A 16915-nucleotide genomic window follows, 5' to 3' on the forward strand; every position below is an offset into this window, starting at 1 on the left:
TTTGTAACAAAAATCTAACGCAATCATAACGCCAAAAATTTTACAAGGCGTTTTAATGTTCCTGTTAAGGAGATCGCGTTGATTTATTAAAAACTATAGCAACGTTGACATTAATGAATCAATCAAATATCAATGATACAGCGGGCTCCTCGGGCGATATGGCAGTTGTAGGAGAGGGAACCCCGAATAGAACTCCTGTAAGTATTCAAGTACTTCAAAACATATATCATGAACTAACAGGAAAATCAGAAGAAGTTTCAAAAACATATGATGAATCTTTTCATGTCGTTTTCAATGATTTCAAGCAGCTAAATCTGCGAATTGGGCAGATTTGTGAGCAATATAACATTTGCTCTTCCAACTGCTCCGTTAGTGTTTTCTACATAAACGACACTAAAGACACATTTAGTTCCTTCGAGCGATTTGAAGCATTCAATACCGGATCAACCAGTTCGGTTGAAAGTGTTTTAGTAACGTATAATTTTTTACTAATTCTCCCCAAACTTGCCCAACCACAAAGCTATACCATTAGCGTAAGAATTGCCTCACCCGTGGCGATACAAAGAAAGATGAGCAATATTGATATGCCCAAAATCTTTCGGCTAATGGGAGGTGCCCGAACTGCTGTTGTTAGTATTAAATATGTGGATTACGCGGTCGCACGAACCCTTCTCAACACAATCGATGAATGGTTTAACGCACTTCCTCAGGCGAGAAGTAACGCGGCATGGAGATTTATTCGCTCGCATACTGACTGGACTCCCCTCATAACAAGATATTTAGCTGGTGCCGGGGTATTGGCTTTAATGATCTTTCTTGCTCCATATTATTTAAACTCCGAAGCATCTTTACTTCAACTTGCCCATTTCTTATTAATTTCTGGAGCATGCATTTTTGCTGCTTATAAAATTGCAGATCATCTAGGCACAGCGGCAGAAGATTCAATTGATGATTGGCTTGATTTAGCCTATATTTGCATAACTGATGGTGACAAAAAAGAGGTGGCATTAGCCAAATCTCGGAATCAAGGAGCTATAGTCTGGGGAATATTAAAATTGGCTGGCGGACTATGTGTATCCATTGCAGCCAAGTTAATTGCATTTCGCATTACAAATATCCCCTAGGATACCCTCCAATTACAAACGAAAGTTTATATAAATTCCCATAAAAACTTTAAAACGTAATTTGACGGTATGTGCTTTGATCTCGCTTTTCGAATACATGGTTAAGTGCTGCTTTTTTTTAAGCTGTTTTCCTGAACTCACGACCATTCGTTCACTTATTCGACGCGCCCTCATCAGCGCCGTTTTGATGACCTGCTTTGCCGCGCAAGCCGCCACCACGGACGAGCTGCTGCGCATGACGGAGCAGCTCGACCAGATGGACAAGCTGGACTTCGACCAGGCCATAGACCGGGCGAATAGGTGCACCCAGGCCAGAGACTTCGCCTGCACCGAGGCGCAGTTGGCAGCCGCGCGCAAGCTGGCCACGGGTTCGGCGACGAAGGCTAGCTTGGCCAAGGCCGAGAGCCGCTTGGTGGCCGAGAAAGAAGCGCTGGAAGCCGAGCGCGTGGCGCTGGCCAAACGCCAACGCGAGCTGGAGGAAGAGGAGCGCCGCCTGAAGCTTGCCGAAGAACGTGCGGCGCGTCAGGCTGCGGCCCAGGCCGAAGAAGACTCGGGCATGAGCACGGCGCAGGGCATGGCCTTGTTTGGCACCTTGCTTGGCCAGGCTTACCAGAACCAGGCGGCCGCGCGCCTGGCCGAGGCGGCGAACGCCAGGCGCATTCAGCAGCAGCTTTATGCAAGCCAAGCCGACGTGGCACGGAATCAGCAGCGTTTTGCCGAGGAGCGTGCGCGGCTCGAAGCGCAGCGGGCAAACCTGCAGCGGCCTCAGCCACAGGGCTCAGCCACACAAACACAGCCACAGACGCGCACCCAGGCACAAGTGCCGTCGACCGCAGCGCAGGCCACACCATCTACCCCATCCACCCCATTGCTGGCGCAAAACAATGCGCGGCAGGCGCAGCTTCAGCGCGAACTGGATGCAGCAGCAGCCCAACGTGCCCAGGCAAGCCAAGCCGCACAAACCGCCCAGGCCACGGCCCAGCGCTTGCAGGCCGATGCGCGTACCGCAGCACCAACGCAGCTCGCATCGAACACCAACACGATGCCAAACACCACGCCCGCCAACACGGCCGGCCAAGACAGCCGCATCAAACTCTACGGCACCATGTACGTGGTGCACTACGCCGCGCTCAAACACAGCCGCAGCGACAAGAACAACATCACCCTGGTGGAGCAGATCACACCCGTGCAGTGGACCTTTGATGTTCCCCGGGTGTCACCCCTGCAGCAGCCCAGCGGCCATACAGACGCCGTGCCCTACCAGGTGAGCGACCTGCTGCTGAAACAGATGCGGCCCAAGTTCTTCGACTACCTGCGCGGCAAATACACCATTTGTATAGAAGGCGGCAACCCACCGGATGGCTGCCACGGCTGGAGCGTGTACCACCAGATTGGCAACAGCGCCGCCGAGGTACAGGGCAAACTGAACACAAGCTTGCGCAGCTTCTCGGCGCCCATCACCAACGACAGCGGGCTGGACTACCCGGACAGCGTCGCTTACCGCGAATAAAGCGAAAAAGCGGCCAGGACTCTTAAGAAAAACAGGCTGCCAGCGCTTAAAAGCAAAGCGATGGCAGCTACTGTTTTGATAGTTCTCCCCTAGGCCACCGGCTGTATCGGGATATAGAACTCGCCACCGGCCTTGCGGAACTCGGCCGATTTATCGGCCAAGCCCTGGGCCAGCGCGGCGTCTTCGCTCACACCCTTTTGCGCGGCGTAGTCGCGCACGTCCTGGGTGATCTTCATCGAGCAGAACTTGGGGCCACACATGGAGCAGAAGTGCGCCTCTTTGCTCGAATCCTTGGGCAAGGTTTCGTCGTGGAAGTCGCGCGCGGTGTCGGGGTCCAAGCTCAGGTTGAACTGGTCGCTCCAGCGGAATTCGAAGCGGGCCTTGCTCAGCGCGTCGTCGCGCGCACGCGAGCCCGGGTGGCCCTTGGCCACGTCGGCCGCGTGTGCGGCAATCTTGTAGGCAATGATGCCGGCCTTGACGTCGTCGCGATCCGGCAGGCCTAGGTGTTCCTTGGGCGTGACGTAACACAGCATGGCCGTGCCAAACCAGCCAATCATGGCCGCGCCTATGGCGCTGGCAATATGGTCGTAGCCGGGGGCGATGTCTATGGTCAGCGGGCCCAGGGTATAGAACGGCGCCTCGTGGCAGTGCTTCAACTGCTCGGTCATGTTGGCCTGCACCATGTGCATGGGCACATGGCCCGGGCCTTCAATCATGGTCTGCACGTCGTGTTTCCAGGCCACCTGGGTCAACTCGCCCAAGGTGCGCAGTTCGGCGAACTGGGCTTCATCGTTGGCGTCGGCGCCCGAGCCGGGACGCAGGCCGTCGCCCAGCGAGAAGCTCACGTCGTACTGCTTCATGATGTCGCAGATGTCTTCGAAGTGGGTGTAGATGAAGCTCTCTTTGTGGTGCGTGATACACCACTTGGCCATGATGGATCCGCCGCGCGAAACGATGCCGGTACGCCGGCCCGCCGTGAGGTGGATGTAGGCCAGACGCACGCCGGCATGGATGGTGAAGTAGTCCACGCCCTGCTCGGCCTGCTCGATGAGTGTGTCGCGGAAGATCTCCCAGGTCAGGTCTTCGGCCACGCCACCGACCTTCTCCAGCGCCTGGTAAATCGGCACGGTGCCGATAGGCACAGGACTGTTGCGCACGATCCAGTCGCGTGTGGTGTGGATGTTGCGGCCGGTGGACAGGTCCATCACGTTGTCGGCGCCCCAGCGTATCGCCCACACCAGTTTTTCCACCTCTTCGTCAATGCTAGACGTGACCGCCGAGTTGCCGATGTTGGCGTTGATCTTCACCAGGAAGTTGCGGCCAATGGCCATGGGTTCCACTTCAGGGTGGTTGATGTTGGCCGGAATGATGGCGCGGCCACGGGCCACTTCGTCACGCACGAATTCGGGCGTGATGAGCGCCGGAATCTGCGCGCCCATGGGGTTGCCGCGCAGGCGTTGTTCGCGCTCGGCGTCGCTCAGGTATTCGGCCATCCATTCACGCCGGCCGTTCTCGCGTATGGCCACGTATTCCATCTCGGGCGTGATGATGCCGCGCCGCGCGTAATGCATTTGGGTCACGTTTTGGCCAGACTTGGCGCGGCGCGGTGTGCGCTGCAGGCCTGCGGCTTCACGGCGCAGTTCCAGCAGGCGGGTGTGCTGTTCGTCGCGTGTGCCGTCGTCCAGCGCTTGCGGGGCGCGGCCGGTGTAGGCCTCGGAATCGCCACGCGCCTCTATCCAGGGTGCGCGCAAGGCCGCCAGGCCGTGGCGCACGTCGATTTGTGCACTCGCATCGGTGTAGGGGCCAGAGGTGTCATAAACCGACACACGCTCGCCATTGCTGAGCGCGATCTCGCGCATGGGCACGCGCAATTGCGGATGCAGCACACCCGAGGCGTATGTCTTGGCGGAGGCGGGAAACGGTGCGCGGGTCAGTGCCAGGCGTTCGGCAAAGTCGGCGAGAGCAAGTCTATCGGGAGCATTCATCTGGAGCCTTTCAAAGTACGTGGGTACAAAAAGCTCCGGTCAGTGCCGCCGTCAAATGTGTGCGTGCACGGATTGCTCCACACACGGACTTTTTCTGACATTGCGCTCTTCTTCCGCCGGTACTAACCGGTTCAAGTTCATCGGGTTCGATTTGCATCGTCTCAGCACATGGTGCACCCCGGAGCGAGCGCGAGTATACGCGCTGCAGCACGCCGCCCTGGTCCGAATTCTTTTCTTCCTGGATCACACACATCCCTATATACTGTGTATATAAACAGTATTTTCAAGAGCATCACATGCCCCGCGCCGCCCTGCCCACCCTCGACCACCTCTGGCGCGCCAGCGAACTGGGTGTTGCACCCAGCATCGTGCAGCCCACGGGGCACGCCGTACTGGACGCCGAATTACCCGGTGGCGGCTGGCCCGCAGGGCAGATCAGCGAAGTGCTGCAGGCCCAGCCCGGCCTGCACGAATGGCGCTTGCTGCGTCCGGTGCTGCGCGCCACGGCGGCACGCGGCATGGTGGTGCTGGTGGGCAGCCCGCACTGGCCACACATGCCGGCCCTCAGCGCTGCGGGCCTGGGTTTGGCGGATCTGCTGATGGTCGATACCGACGTGCACCAGGAGCGCCTGTGGGCCGCCGAGCAGGCCCTGCGTTGCCGCGACCTGGCCGCGTTGCTGGTGTGGCTGCCGCAGGCCCGTGCCGAGCAACTGCGCCGCCTGCAACTCGCCAGCCAGGCCGCGCACCAGCCGCGCCCGCCGCTGCTGTTTGTGTTTCGCCCTCTGGATACACAACACGCCACCTCGCCCGCGCCCCTGCGCATAGGCCTACGCCAGGCCACGCAGGCCGCACCAGCAGGCGCGCTTGAAAGCCTGCCCGCGCTGGAGGTGCAAATCCTCAAGCGCCGTGGCCCGGTGCGTGAACAGCCGCTGCTAATCCACACCGCCATGCCTCCGGTGTTGGCCGTGCTGGGCAAGCGACGACAGCAGAGTTGGCAGAACCCGAAACCTATCCCAGTCATCACCCCCGTCACCAACCCCGTCACCTCGTCACCACCGCCCGTCCATGTTGTGGATCGCCCTGTCCCCGCCAGCGTCCTGCCCCTCAGCCCCGAGCGATGGCACAAACACGCCTGAGCCGGCAGCGCCCCTAGCACCACCAGAGGCGGCAGCGGGTGGCGTGCAAGCCGCCAGCCCAGCCGCACTGCAGCAGGAGCAATTGCAGGCACTGAGCTGGTGGGCGCTGCAGTTCAGCCCGCGGGTGTGTGTGCTTGAAGCCAGCGTGCTGCTGGAGGCCTCGGGCAGCGAGCGTTTGTTTGGTGGCCGGCGCGCGCTGCTCGGGCGCATCCAAGAGCAGGCACAACAACAAGGTGTGCCCTGCATGGCCGTGGCCCCCACGGCCTTGGCCGCGCTCGCCCTGCTGCAAACCCTGGCGCCACAAGATGGGCTCCAGCTCGTAGGCTGCAACAGCCAACAACTGCAAGCCACACTCGACGCACTGCCCGCCACCCATTTGGCCGCTGCGCGCCCCCACGACATCACCCTGCAGCAACTCGGTTGCCACACCCTCGGCCCGCTGCGCGCCCTGCCCCGCGGCGGTGTGTCGCGCCGTTTTGGCGCCGACCTGCTGCGCGCCATAGACCAGGCCTACGGCTTGGCGGCTGAGAGCTACGCCTGGGTGCAACTGCCGGAACAATTCACGCAGCGGCTCGAATTCCTGGGCCGGATTGAAGTCGCCTCTGGCCTGATGTTTGGTGTCCACCGCCTGCTGCTGCAACTCAAGGCCTGGCTGCTGGCGCGCCAGTGCGGCACCACCGGGCTGGTGCTGCGTTGGGAACACGACCTACAGCGCCGTAGCGAAGCCGCCAGCGGCACCCTCAGCGTGCGCACGGCCGAGGCCACGCGCGACACCACCCACCTGGCGCGCCTGCTGGCCGAGCACCTGGCGCGCACCACACTCGCCGCCCCCGTGGTGGCCATCACGCTGGAAGCGCTCGACGTGCAAGCCCAGCCCGACCACACGCCCAGCCTGCTGCCGCAAGACCAGGCCAGCGGCGACTCGTTGCAGCAGTTGGTCGAACGTTTATCCGCGCGCCTAGGCCCCAGCAAGGTGCTGCGCCCGCAAGCCCATGCCGACCACCGCACGCCGCAGCACCAGTCGTGGCAACCGGCCACCTGGGCAAAACCCAAGCCGCGCCAAACCAGCACACCGCCCTTTCCCGCTGCACTGGCCCAGCAACCGCCCTGGCTGCTGCGCCAACCCCTGGCTTTGGCCATGCACGGTGATCGTCCGCTGTACCAGGGCCAGCTCACGCGCCTGGCCGGGCCCGAGCGCATCGAGGCCAACTGGTGGGACAGCGCCCCCACACGCCGCGACTACTACCTGGCGCTGAGTGAACACGCCGGTTTGGTATGGATTTACCGCGAGCCTCAAACCGGTTGGTTTCTGCACGGCATCTATGGATAAATCTATGTTTTTCATAGCTATCACCGCTTATGCAGCATGCCCAAAGAGGCGATTTCATGCATGAAGATGAAATCCCGCCAGCCTATGCCGAGCTGCACTGCCTGAGCAACTTCAGCTTTCAGCGTGGCGCCTCCAGTCCCGCTGAACTGGTGGCACGTGCGCAGGAACTGGGCTACACCGCGCTGGCCATCACCGACGAATGCTCCCTGGCCGGTGTGGTGCGCGCACATGTCGAGGCGAAGAAACGCAGCTTCCCCATTCTCATCGGCGCCGAATTCAAGGTGCATGACGGCCCGGCCGCTGACAGCCCATGGTTTAGCTTGGTACTGCTGGCACGCAACCGCACAGGTTATGGCCAGTTGTGCCAGTTGATCACCCAGGCCCGCGCCGGCCTGCCGCGCGGCGCCTATCGGCTGCAAAAAGACCACTGGCCGCTGGCCCTGCCCGACTGCCAAGCCCTGCTGCTGCCGCGGCGCGACCTGCAGCACAGCGCCACGCTGGAGGCTATCACCAGCCACGCGCTGTGGCTGCGCCAGCAATTCCCCGGCGGCAGCGCCTGGTTGGCCGTGGAGTTGCATCAGCGCATGGACGACGCCCTGTGGCTGCACCACCTGCGCACGGCCAGCCAGCACAGCGGTGTGCCCCTGGTGGCGGCCGGCGGTGTGCTGATGCACAAACGCGCGCGCAAAGCCCTGCACGATGTGATCACCGCCGTGGGCCTGGGCCAGCCGCTGGCCGACTGCGGCTACGGCCTGGAGGCCAACGCCGAAGCCCACCTGCGCCCCCGCCCGCGCCTGGCCGGGCTGTACCCGCCCGATTGCCTGGCCGAGACCTTGAACGTGGCGCGCCAGTGCACCTTTAACCTGGACGAACTCCGCTACGAATACCCCAGCGAGGTGGTGCCGGATGGTGAAACCCCCACCAGCTACCTGCGCCGCAGCACCTATGAAGGTGCGGGCCGGCGTTACCCGCAAGGTTTGCCGGCCAAGGTGCAAAGCATGCTGGAGAAAGAGCTGGAGCTGATCAGCGACCTGCATTACGAGAAGTACTTCCTGACCGTCTACGACATCGTGCAGTTTGCGCGCCGCCAAGACATCTTGTGCCAGGGGCGCGGCTCGGCCGCCAACTCGGCCGTGTGTTACTGCCTGGGCATCACCGAGGTCAACCCAGACCTGATCACCACACTGTTCGAGCGCTTCATCAGCCGCGAGCGCAACGAGCCGCCCGACATTGATGTCGACTTCGAGCACAACCGGCGCGAGGAAGTCATCCAATATATCTACAGCAAATTTGGCCGCCACCGCGCGGCGCTGGTGGCCGCCGTCAGCACCTACCGCACACGCAGCGCACTGCGCGACGTGGGCAAGGCTCTGGGCATGACGCCCGAACAAATCGACCGCCTCGCCAAGAACCAGAAATGGCTGGATCCAGACGCTGGCGCCGAGGGTATGAATGAACGCCTGCGCGAGGTCGACCTCGACCCCGCCAACCCGCGCGTGCAGCAGTGGGTCAAGCTGAGCCAAGAGCTCAAAGGCTTTCCACGCCAGCTGTCACAGCACAGCGGTGGTTTTGTGCTGGCCGGCGTGCCCATCACACACACCGTGCCGGTGGTCAGCGCCAGCATGGACGGGCGCACCATCATCGAGTGGGACAAGGACGACATCGACGCCGTGGGCCTGTTGAAGATCGACGTGCTGGCGCTGGGCATGCTCACCGCGCTGCAGGGCACGATGCAACTCAAACGCGAGTGGGAAGGCAGCGACTTCTGCCTGCAAGACATCCCCGATGGCGACCAAGCCACCTACGACATGATTTGCGAGGCCGAAACCGTGGGGGTGTTCCAGATCGAATCGCGCGCGCAGCAAAGCATGTTGCCAAGGCTGCGGCCCAGAGCGTTCTACGACCTGGTGATCCAGGTGGCCATCGTGCGCCCCGGCCCTATCCAGGGCGGCATGGTCCATCCCTTTCTGCGCCGCCGCCAAGGGCTGGAGCCCGAGGTCTATGAAAACGATGCCTTGCGCCCGGCGCTTGCGCGCACGCTGGGCGTGCCGATTTTTCAGGAACAGGTGATGCAGATCGCCATGATTGCAGCCGGCTTCAGCGGCGGCGAGGCCGACGACCTGCGCCGCGCCATGGCGGCATGGAAACGCCATGGCGGCGTCGACAAATACCATGCGCGCATCGTCAGCGGCATGACGGCCAACGGCTACAGCCCAGAGTTTGCCGAATCGATTTTCAAGATGGTGCTGGGCTTCGGCAACTATGGTTTTCCGGAAAGCCATGCCGCGAGTTTTGCGCTGCTGGCCTATAAAAGCTCGTGGTTCAAATGCCACCATCCGGCGTTTTTTCTCACCGCCCTGCTCAATGCCCTGCCCATGGGTTTTTATACCGTGTCGCAACTGGTGCAGGACGCACAGCGCCATGGTGTACTCACGCGCGCGGTGGATGTGCTGCACAGCCAATGGCAACACATACTGGAGCCGCAAAGCCCGGCGGCTGATCAAACCCCGTCCAGCAAACGCCCGCCGCCGGCCGTGCGCCTGGGCCTGCGCCTGGTCTCTGGTTTGTCCGCGGCCAGTGCCGAGCGCGTGGTGCGCGCCCGCACTGAAGCCTTGTTCACCAGCACCGAAGACCTGGCGCGCCGCGCCGCGCTCGACAGCCAGGACATGAACCACCTGGCCCGCGCCGATGCCCTGCACTCGCTCAGCGGCCACCGCCGCCAGCAAGCCTGGGACGCCAGCGCCCTGCACGCCACACCACCGCTGCTGCGCGAGGCACCGGTAGAAGAAGACTTTCTCGACCTGCCCCAAGCCGCCGAAGGTGAAGAGATAGGCCACGACTACGCGGCGCTGGGCCTGAGCTTGCGCCGCCACCCGGTCGCCCTGCTGCGGCCCTGGCTCAGCCGCTACCGCATCCGCAGCGCTGCAGAACTCAAGGCCATGCGCGATGGCTGCCGCGTGCGTGCGGGCGGGCTGGTCACCGTGCGCCAACAACCGGGCACGGCCAAGGGCACCGTGTTCGTCACGCTGGAAGACGAAAGCGGCAACGTGAATGTGATCGTTTGGCCGAAACTGCGCGACGCACAACGCGCGGTCTTGCTGAATGCGCAGGTGCTGGTGGTGGAAGGCCGCTGGCAGGTTGAGAGCAATGTGCGCCACTTGGTGGCCGAGCGGCTGCTGGACATCACCCACCGGCTGGGACAACTTGCCGTGGCGAGCCGGGACTTTCATTGAGCCAGGCCACATCCATTTCTCTTGCAACACGTCACAGCACAACAAAACAGTGCAGCAAAAGAAAAAGCCCGGACACTTTTCAGTATCCAGGCTTTTAAATAATGGTCGGGGCGGTGGGATTCGAACTCACGACCCTCTGCTCCCAAAGCAGATGCGCTACCAGGCTGCGCTACGCCCCGACAAGCCTCAGATTCTACATCGATTTTTCGACTTTAACCATCCGCACTAAAAAAAGTGAAAAAGAATTGGTGTCACCCTGCGCGACGCCAACCGAAAAAGCCAAAGCAAAGGACAATTTGCGGCTTGTCTTCTTTTGCTCGCGCCGCGTTGGCGTCCTATCCAATGGGCGCCGCACTCGATGCAGCTTTGCTTTTCTCTCTCATGAATCTCCAAATTCTCGTCGGCACCATGTCCGGCAACGCCGAATCCGTGGCGCAAGCCATCCAGATGGACTGCGCCGATCTGGTCGAATCGATTGACGTCACCTTGATGGACAACGTGGATCTCAGCGTGTTCGATGAAGACCGCGCACAACATACGCTGTACCTGATCTGCAGCTCCACCTATGGCAGCGGCGACGTGCCCGACAACGCCCAGGCCCTGCTCAACGCCTTCAGCGCCGACCCGCGCTACCTGGGCCACGTCTTTTACGGCGTCATCGCCTTGGGCGATGAGAGTTATGGCGACACCTTTGCCGGCGGCGGCCGCAAGTTCGACGCCGCGCTGCAAGACGTGGGCGCACACCGTGTGGGCGAGCTCTTCATCCACGATGCCTGCAGCGACGTGGTGGCCGAAGAAGCCGGCGTGGCCTGGTGCCGCGAATGGCTGCCTGCGGCACTGGCGGCGCACCCGGTGAACCAGGCCGCTAACCAGGCCACCAGCGCGGCCTGATGCACCAGCATGCCATTTCCACTCACGTCGACCTGAGCCACGGCCCACATGACCATCACCACCTACCTGCTTTACATCACCGCTGTCGCCGTGCTGGTGCTCTCTCCCGGCCCAACGATGCTGATGTGCATCACCCGTGCCATACAGCACGGCTGGGACCGCGCGCTGTGTGCCGGTCTGGGCAGTGTGACCGCGGCCCTGGGCGCGATGCTGCTCTCGGCCCTGGGCCTGGGCGCTTTGCTGGCGGCCTCTGAAACCGCCTTCACCATTCTGAAGGTGATGGGCGCGGCCTATTTGATCTATCTCGGCATCAAGACCTGGAACAGCCCGGCCCTGGCCATGGGCAGGAACACACCGTCGGTGGGCCCGCGCATGAGCCGCAGCGCCAGTTACCTGCAAGGTTTTCTGGTCGGCGCCAGCAACCCCAAGGGCTTGTTGTTCGCCGCTGCCTTCTTCCCGCAATTCATGCACGCGGGCTCAGCCTTGGCGCCGCAGTTCGCCATTCTGGGCGGCACCTTTGCCGCCATGGAACTCACGGTGCTCACCCTGTGTGCGTTTGGCGCGGCCAGCATTGCGCCGTGGCTCGCCTCCGAAACACGCATACGCTGGGTGAACCGCGCATGTGGCGGCATCTTTGCGCTGATGGGTGGCGTCGTCTTGACGATGCGCCGCCACGCTTAACAGCCTGCAAAGACACAATACTGCGTCGAGACTATTAAGCGGCAGTCAGCCGCCCCATCACGTCTTTGCGCAACCGCTGGAACGGCGGCAAGCCCTGCATCAAACGCTGGCCGAAAGACGAGCCTGCCAAACGCCGGTCGTAGCAATACACAAACGAGCGGTCGGTTTCGGTGCGGATGGCGCGTCCGGCCCATTGCGCAAGACGCACGGCGGTAGCGGGCACCACCAGCTCGGAGAACGGATCACGCCCGACGGAGCGCAGCCACTCGGAACGCGATTCACCCACAGGGTCGTCGGGCGAGGCAAACGGCAGCTTGGCGATAAACACCGTCTCACACAGTTCGCCGGGCAAGTCCAGCCCTTCGCCAAACGACTGCATGCCAAAGATCACCGAGGGCAAACCACTGCCCACACGCTCGCGGTGGCGCTGCAGCAGCACGGTGCGCGGCAGATCGCCCTGCACCAGCACCACTTCGCGCAACACCGGCGGCAGCGCCTGCACGGCCTGGCGCATCTGGTCGCGCGAGGTGAACAAGGCCAAGGCACCGTGCTCCACCAGCGCCACGTCGCGCAGCAGCAGTTGCACCATCTCGGTGGTGAACTCGCTGGCCTGGCGCGGATCGGCCCGCGTCTCCACGGTGATGAACTGGCCTTGCCTGGCGTAGTCGAACGGGCTGGGCACTTCCAGCGTGGTCGCCGCCGGGTCGTCGGCCAGGCCGGTTTCACGCAGGTAAAAGTCAAATTGGCCGCAGCTCTGCAAGGTCGCCGAGGTGAGCACGGCGGCGCGCACATTGGGCCATAGTTTGTGGCACAAGGCCGAGCCCGGCAAGATGGGGCTGGCATAGGCGCGGATGCGTAGGTGGGCCGCGCCCGGTTCACCTTCCAGCGTGAACCACTTGGCCACGGGCGCGGCCGGTGCGGCGGTTTCGCGCAGCAGCATTTCGGTCGCGGCGTGTACCCCTTCCAGGCGCGGCGTGAGCACGCCCAGCTGCGCGTAAAGCACCGACAAGCGCCGCGCCTCGTTCGGGTTGTCGCGCATCTCGGCGCGCAGCGCCTTGGCGATTTCGTTCAACACCGCCAGAAAGCCTTCGGCCAATACCCCTATGGTGCGCAACGGCTCCACCAGCTCGGGCGGCAACACGCCTTGTGGCAAACGCACACGCGCCGGGCCATGTGCATTGCCACCGCGGTTCGGCTCCAGCAACACCGCGCCATAACGCTGCTGCACCAGTGAAGACAATTCTTGCAGCGACTGCTTGAGCTGGCTGCTCATGCGCCCCAGGTCGCCGGCGTCGGACACCATCATCAAACTGCCAACACGCCGCGCGCGATTCGCCAGGGTGTCGATCCAGTCCAGCCAATGCAGGTCCATGGCGGCGGAGAACTTGTCTAGCGCCACGGCCGGCAGGTGGTGCGCTTCGTCGAGGATCAGCAGGCAGTTGTCCAGCTCGGGCAGGGTGCGCGAGCCCAGGGTGGACAACAGCAGGTCGTGGTTGGCGACGATGACATTGGCGCCCACCAGCTCCTTGCGTTTCTCGTAATAAGTGCACGAGCTGAACACCGGGCAATGTTTGCCGGTGCATGAGCTGGCCACGGCCGCCACGGGCTGCCACCAGTCGCCATCGGGCGGGGTGGCCAGGCTGTCGCGGTCGCCATCCCAGGTGCCTGCAGAGAGTTCGCGGTTGATGTGGCCGTAGAACAGCGTACGCGCCTCCTGATCGTAGGTCGACAAGGACGCCCCACCAGCGAGGGCCAGTTCGTCGGCAAACAGGTCGTCTTCGGCGGTATCGGCCTCAGCACCACCACCGGCCAGACGCGAAAGCTTGAGCTTGCACACGTAGCGCCCACGCCCCTTGGCCAAGCCGAAGCGAAACGGCTCGGGCATCAGCGCGGCCAGCGCGGGCAGGTCCTTGTTGACCAGTTGCTCCTGCAGCGCCACCGTGGCGGTGGAAATCAATACCCGCGTCTTGCGTGCCAGCGCCACACTGATGGCCGGCACGCAATACGCCAGCGACTTGCCCACACCGGTGCCGGCCTGCACCACGGCGATGGCGCGCTCGGGCTCGTCGTTTTCCGACTCGAGTTTGCCGAGTGTGGCTTCGCAAAAGGTCTGGGCGACTTTTTCGGCCATGAGGCGCTGACCCGGGCGGTCACGAAAATCGCCGGCAGCGCGCACCACGTCGTCAAAGGCTTTGAGCGCGGCAGCGGCGATAAGGGAGGACGACATGGAGAAACGATGGAGAGAAAACGATGGGGAAAAGACTCGGCCAGTTGCTGCACACTGGGCCGTCCACACTTTGCCAAGCGGGCTGAATGCAGTGCTGTATATCCGCACAGTTTACCGGACTCGCCAAGGCTTTGCTGGCAGCGCCAAAAATTCAGGCCAAAATGGTCTCTTACGTATTCCGTGCATGCGTGAGTAGCTTCCAACTTTGTAGCAAATTGCCGACAGCCCAGAAACCAGCCTTTACCACCAACGCGCAAGCTCGCTATGCTTTGCAGCCAAGGCCCATTGCACCATGACATCCGCCCAACCGCCCCTCCCCTGGCTAGCCCCTGGCGAAGCGTTTCCGCCGGTGAAAGAGGCCTGGGGCACAGATGCCCCGGCACCCGGCTTGCTGGCCGCCGGTGGCGCGCTGGACGTGGCCACCTTGCGCCACGCCTATCTGCAAGGTGTTTTCCCTTGGTACAGCGCCGGCCAGCCCATCTTGTGGTGGAGCCCCGACCCGCGCATGGTGCTGCAAACCGAGGCCTTCAGACTGCACCGCTCGCTGCGCAAGACCCTGCAGAATTTTGTCGCTGATGCACACTGCGAAGTGCGCTTCAACAGCGCGTTTAGCAGCGTCATCAGCGCCTGCGCCAGCAGCCCGCGCACAGGCCAGTCCGGCACCTGGATCTTGCCGGAAATGGTGCGCGCCTACACCGCGCTGCACCGCGCCGGCATGGCGCACAGTATCGAGACCTGGATGGATGGCGAACTGGTGGGCGGCCTCTACTGCGTGGGCCTGGGCCGTGCGGTGTTCGGCGAGTCTATGTTCACGCGTGTGCCTGACGCCTCAAAAATCGCCCTCGCCGCCCTGGTGGCTTTTTGCCGGGCACACCAGATTCCGCAAATCGATTGCCAGCAAAATACTTCGCACCTGGCCTCACTGGGCGCACGTGAAATTCCGCGCCATGTGTTTGGCGCCAAAGTCAAACAACAGGCCGCCTTGGTCGGCCCCGTGTGGCAATTCAAGCCCCTATACTGGAACGAACTGCTCTCACTACCGGCTGCCTCAGCGTGACGCATCTCAACGACCTGCCCCTTCAAACCCTGCAGTTCTACGCCACGGCACCCTATCCGTGCAGCTATCTGCCGGACCGCCAGGCGCGCTCGCAAGTGGCCACGCCCGGCAACCTGATCCACAACACCACCTATTCGCAACTGGTCAACACCGGCTTTAGGCGCAGCGGCATGTTCACCTACCGCCCGTATTGCGATGGTTGCCAGGCCTGCGTGCCGCTGCGCGTCTTGGCCGCCCGCTTCAAGCCCGACCGCAGCCAGCGCCGCGCCGCCAGCCAGCACGCCCATCTGCAGGCGCGTGTGTTACGCCTGTGTTTTGTGCCCGAACACTATGCCCTTTATCTGCGCTACCAGAACGGGCGCCACGCCGGCGGCGGCATGGACCAGGACAGCATCGATCAATACACCCAGTTCCTGCTGCAAAGCCGGGTCAATTCGCGCTTGGTGGAGTTTCACGAAACCCGGCCCGACGGCAGCCTGGGCGCGCTGAAGATGGTCTCCATTCTCGACGTGCTCGATGACGGCATCTCCGCCGTGTACACCTTCTACGAGCCAGAAGAACGCACCAGCTACGGCACCTTCAACGTGCTCTGGCAAATCGAGCAGGCGCGTCAATTGGGTCTGCCCTATGTCTACCTTGGCTACTGGATAGAACAAAGCCCCAAGATGCGCTACAAGGCCAATTTCAAGCCGTATGAAATGCTGCGCGGGGCCGAGTGGATCGCGGTGGACTCAGACCGCGGCGCAAACGGGATGACAAAAACCTAAAAACAACCGCTTTATTTCGGATGGCGCAATATGCGTTTCATCCTATAAAATGAGTGCAAATTGGCCGCAACTTTCTTGAGTAGCCCCATGAGACACAACACTCCAGCGGAAACCCAGACGCCTACGGTTCAGGTCATAGAACGCATGTTTGCGTTGATCGATACCTTGGCCGCGCGTGAAGACGCCATGTCGCTGAAAGAGATCAGCGAGAAGACGGGCTTGCACCCGTCCACCACACACCGCATCCTCAACGATCTGGCGGTGGGTCGTTTTGTCGACCGCCCCGAGCCCGGCACTTATCGCCTGGGCATGCGCCTGCTGGAACTGGGCAACCTCGTCAAAGGCCGCCTGAGTGTGCGTGATGCCGCCCTGCACCCCATGCGCGAACTGCACCGCCTAACACAGCAACCCGTCAACCTGAGCGTGCGCCAAGGGGATGAAATCGTCTACGTCGAGCGTGCCCTGAGCGAGCGCTCGGGCATGCAGGTGGTACGCGCCATAGGTGGGCGGGCGCCGCTGCACCTGACCTCGGTAGGTAAACTTTTTCTGGCAGCCGACGAAGCCCAGCGTGTGCGTGCCTACGCCCTGCGCACCGGCCTGAGCGGCCACACCAAGAACAGCTTGACCGATCTGGCCTTGCTGGAGCGCGAGTTGGCCAAAGCACGCCAGTACGGCATTGCCCGAGACAACGAGGAGCTGGAACTGGGCGTGCGCTGCATGGCCGCCGGCATCTACGACGACCAGGGCCGTCTGGTGGCAGGTTTGTCGATTTCCTCCCCGGCCGACCGGCTGGACGAAGCCTGGTTGCCCAAGCTGCAGGCCACGGCCAATGAAATCTCGTCGGCCTTGGGTTATCAGCCGAAAAACAACCCACCGCTGTAAAACACCACCCAAGCTCTCAAAAAGCAAAACGGCTGAAGCGGTTTATCGCTTCAGCCGTTTTGCTTTGGAGATCAAGCCCTTAACTCTTTGGT

12 protein-coding genes, 1 tRNA gene and 1 riboswitch are annotated in these 16915 nt (G+C 62.1%); of the genes, 10 read left to right on the forward strand and 3 right to left on the reverse strand.

Annotated features, from left to right (window positions below; translation table 11 throughout):
* Positions 1–113: 113 nt before the first annotated feature.
* Positions 114–1124 (forward strand): hypothetical protein, encoded by a 1011-nt coding sequence (locus ACFQ95_RS08680; RefSeq protein WP_422830449.1) that lies wholly within the window; start codon positions 114–116, stop codon positions 1122–1124.
* 187 nt (positions 1125–1311) lie between these two features.
* On the forward strand, positions 1312–2634 hold the full coding sequence (locus tag ACFQ95_RS08685) for a hypothetical protein (protein WP_422830450.1): 1323 nt from the start codon (positions 1312–1314) through the stop codon (positions 2632–2634).
* A gap of 89 nt (positions 2635–2723) precedes the next feature.
* Here the strand turns inward: ACFQ95_RS08685 and thiC are convergent, their stop codons facing one another.
* Complete coding sequence (thiC, locus tag ACFQ95_RS08690) at positions 2724–4619, reverse strand: phosphomethylpyrimidine synthase ThiC (RefSeq protein WP_422830451.1); 1896 nt, start codon at positions 4617–4619, stop codon at positions 2724–2726.
* A gap of 91 nt (positions 4620–4710) precedes the next feature.
* Positions 4711–4810: riboswitch (TPP riboswitch) on the reverse strand.
* A gap of 105 nt (positions 4811–4915) precedes the next feature.
* Between thiC and imuA the strand changes: the two genes are divergently transcribed.
* The 3 genes from imuA to ACFQ95_RS08705 are packed head-to-tail and all read left to right on the forward strand — an operon-like array spanning position 4916 to position 10318.
* Positions 4916–5755 carry a translesion DNA synthesis-associated protein ImuA gene (gene imuA / locus ACFQ95_RS08695; RefSeq protein WP_422830452.1) on the forward strand — a complete coding sequence of 280 codons (840 nt, stop codon included), beginning with the start codon at positions 4916–4918 and terminating at the stop codon, positions 5753–5755.
* A 43-nt stretch (positions 5756–5798) separates the two neighbouring features.
* Positions 5799–7085: a Y-family DNA polymerase gene (locus ACFQ95_RS08700; RefSeq protein ID WP_422830453.1), complete on the forward strand. Its 1287-nt coding sequence runs from the start codon at positions 5799–5801 to the stop codon at positions 7083–7085.
* A gap of 56 nt (positions 7086–7141) precedes the next feature.
* The gene (locus tag ACFQ95_RS08705; protein WP_422830454.1) at positions 7142–10318 is read left to right on the forward strand and encodes an error-prone DNA polymerase; all 3177 of its coding nucleotides are present in this window, start codon (positions 7142–7144) and stop codon (positions 10316–10318) included.
* Positions 10319–10420: 102 nt separating this feature from the next.
* On the opposite strand, the gene ACFQ95_RS08710 is transcribed toward ACFQ95_RS08705, so the two are convergent.
* Positions 10421–10497 (reverse strand) — tRNA-Pro (locus ACFQ95_RS08710).
* Positions 10498–10699: 202 nt separating this feature from the next.
* Between ACFQ95_RS08710 and ACFQ95_RS08715 the strand changes: the two genes are divergently transcribed.
* Both ACFQ95_RS08715 and ACFQ95_RS08720 read left to right on the forward strand, forming a co-directional pair.
* Positions 10700–11209: a flavodoxin domain-containing protein gene (locus ACFQ95_RS08715; RefSeq protein WP_422830455.1), complete on the forward strand. Its 510-nt coding sequence runs from the start codon at positions 10700–10702 to the stop codon at positions 11207–11209.
* A gap of 48 nt (positions 11210–11257) precedes the next feature.
* Positions 11258–11890, forward strand: a complete 633-nt coding sequence (locus tag ACFQ95_RS08720) for a LysE family translocator (protein ID WP_422830456.1) — start codon at positions 11258–11260, stop codon at positions 11888–11890.
* A gap of 34 nt (positions 11891–11924) precedes the next feature.
* Here ACFQ95_RS08720 and dinG read toward each other — a convergent pair whose 3' ends face one another.
* Positions 11925–14117, reverse strand: coding sequence for an ATP-dependent DNA helicase DinG (dinG, locus tag ACFQ95_RS08725; protein ID WP_422830457.1), 2193 nt, complete (start codon positions 14115–14117; stop codon positions 11925–11927).
* Between the two features lie 292 nt (positions 14118–14409).
* On the opposite strand from dinG, the gene aat reads away from it, so the two are divergent.
* From aat to ACFQ95_RS08740, 3 genes are all read left to right on the forward strand, one after another.
* Entirely contained in the window at positions 14410–15174 is a 765-nt protein-coding gene (aat, locus tag ACFQ95_RS08730; RefSeq protein WP_422830458.1) for a leucyl/phenylalanyl-tRNA--protein transferase, read from the forward strand.
* Positions 15171–15941: an arginyltransferase gene (locus ACFQ95_RS08735; RefSeq protein WP_422830459.1), complete on the forward strand. Its 771-nt coding sequence runs from the start codon at positions 15171–15173 to the stop codon at positions 15939–15941. Before aat ends, ACFQ95_RS08735 begins: the two co-directional genes overlap by 4 nt.
* A gap of 87 nt (positions 15942–16028) precedes the next feature.
* On the forward strand, positions 16029–16823 hold the full coding sequence (locus tag ACFQ95_RS08740) for an IclR family transcriptional regulator (RefSeq protein WP_422830460.1): 795 nt from the start codon (positions 16029–16031) through the stop codon (positions 16821–16823).
* Positions 16824–16915: the final 92 nt, after the last annotated feature.

The organism is Variovorax sp. HJSM1_2 (assembly GCF_049316285.1).
Lineage (GTDB): Bacteria > Pseudomonadota > Gammaproteobacteria > Burkholderiales > Burkholderiaceae_C > Rhodoferax_B.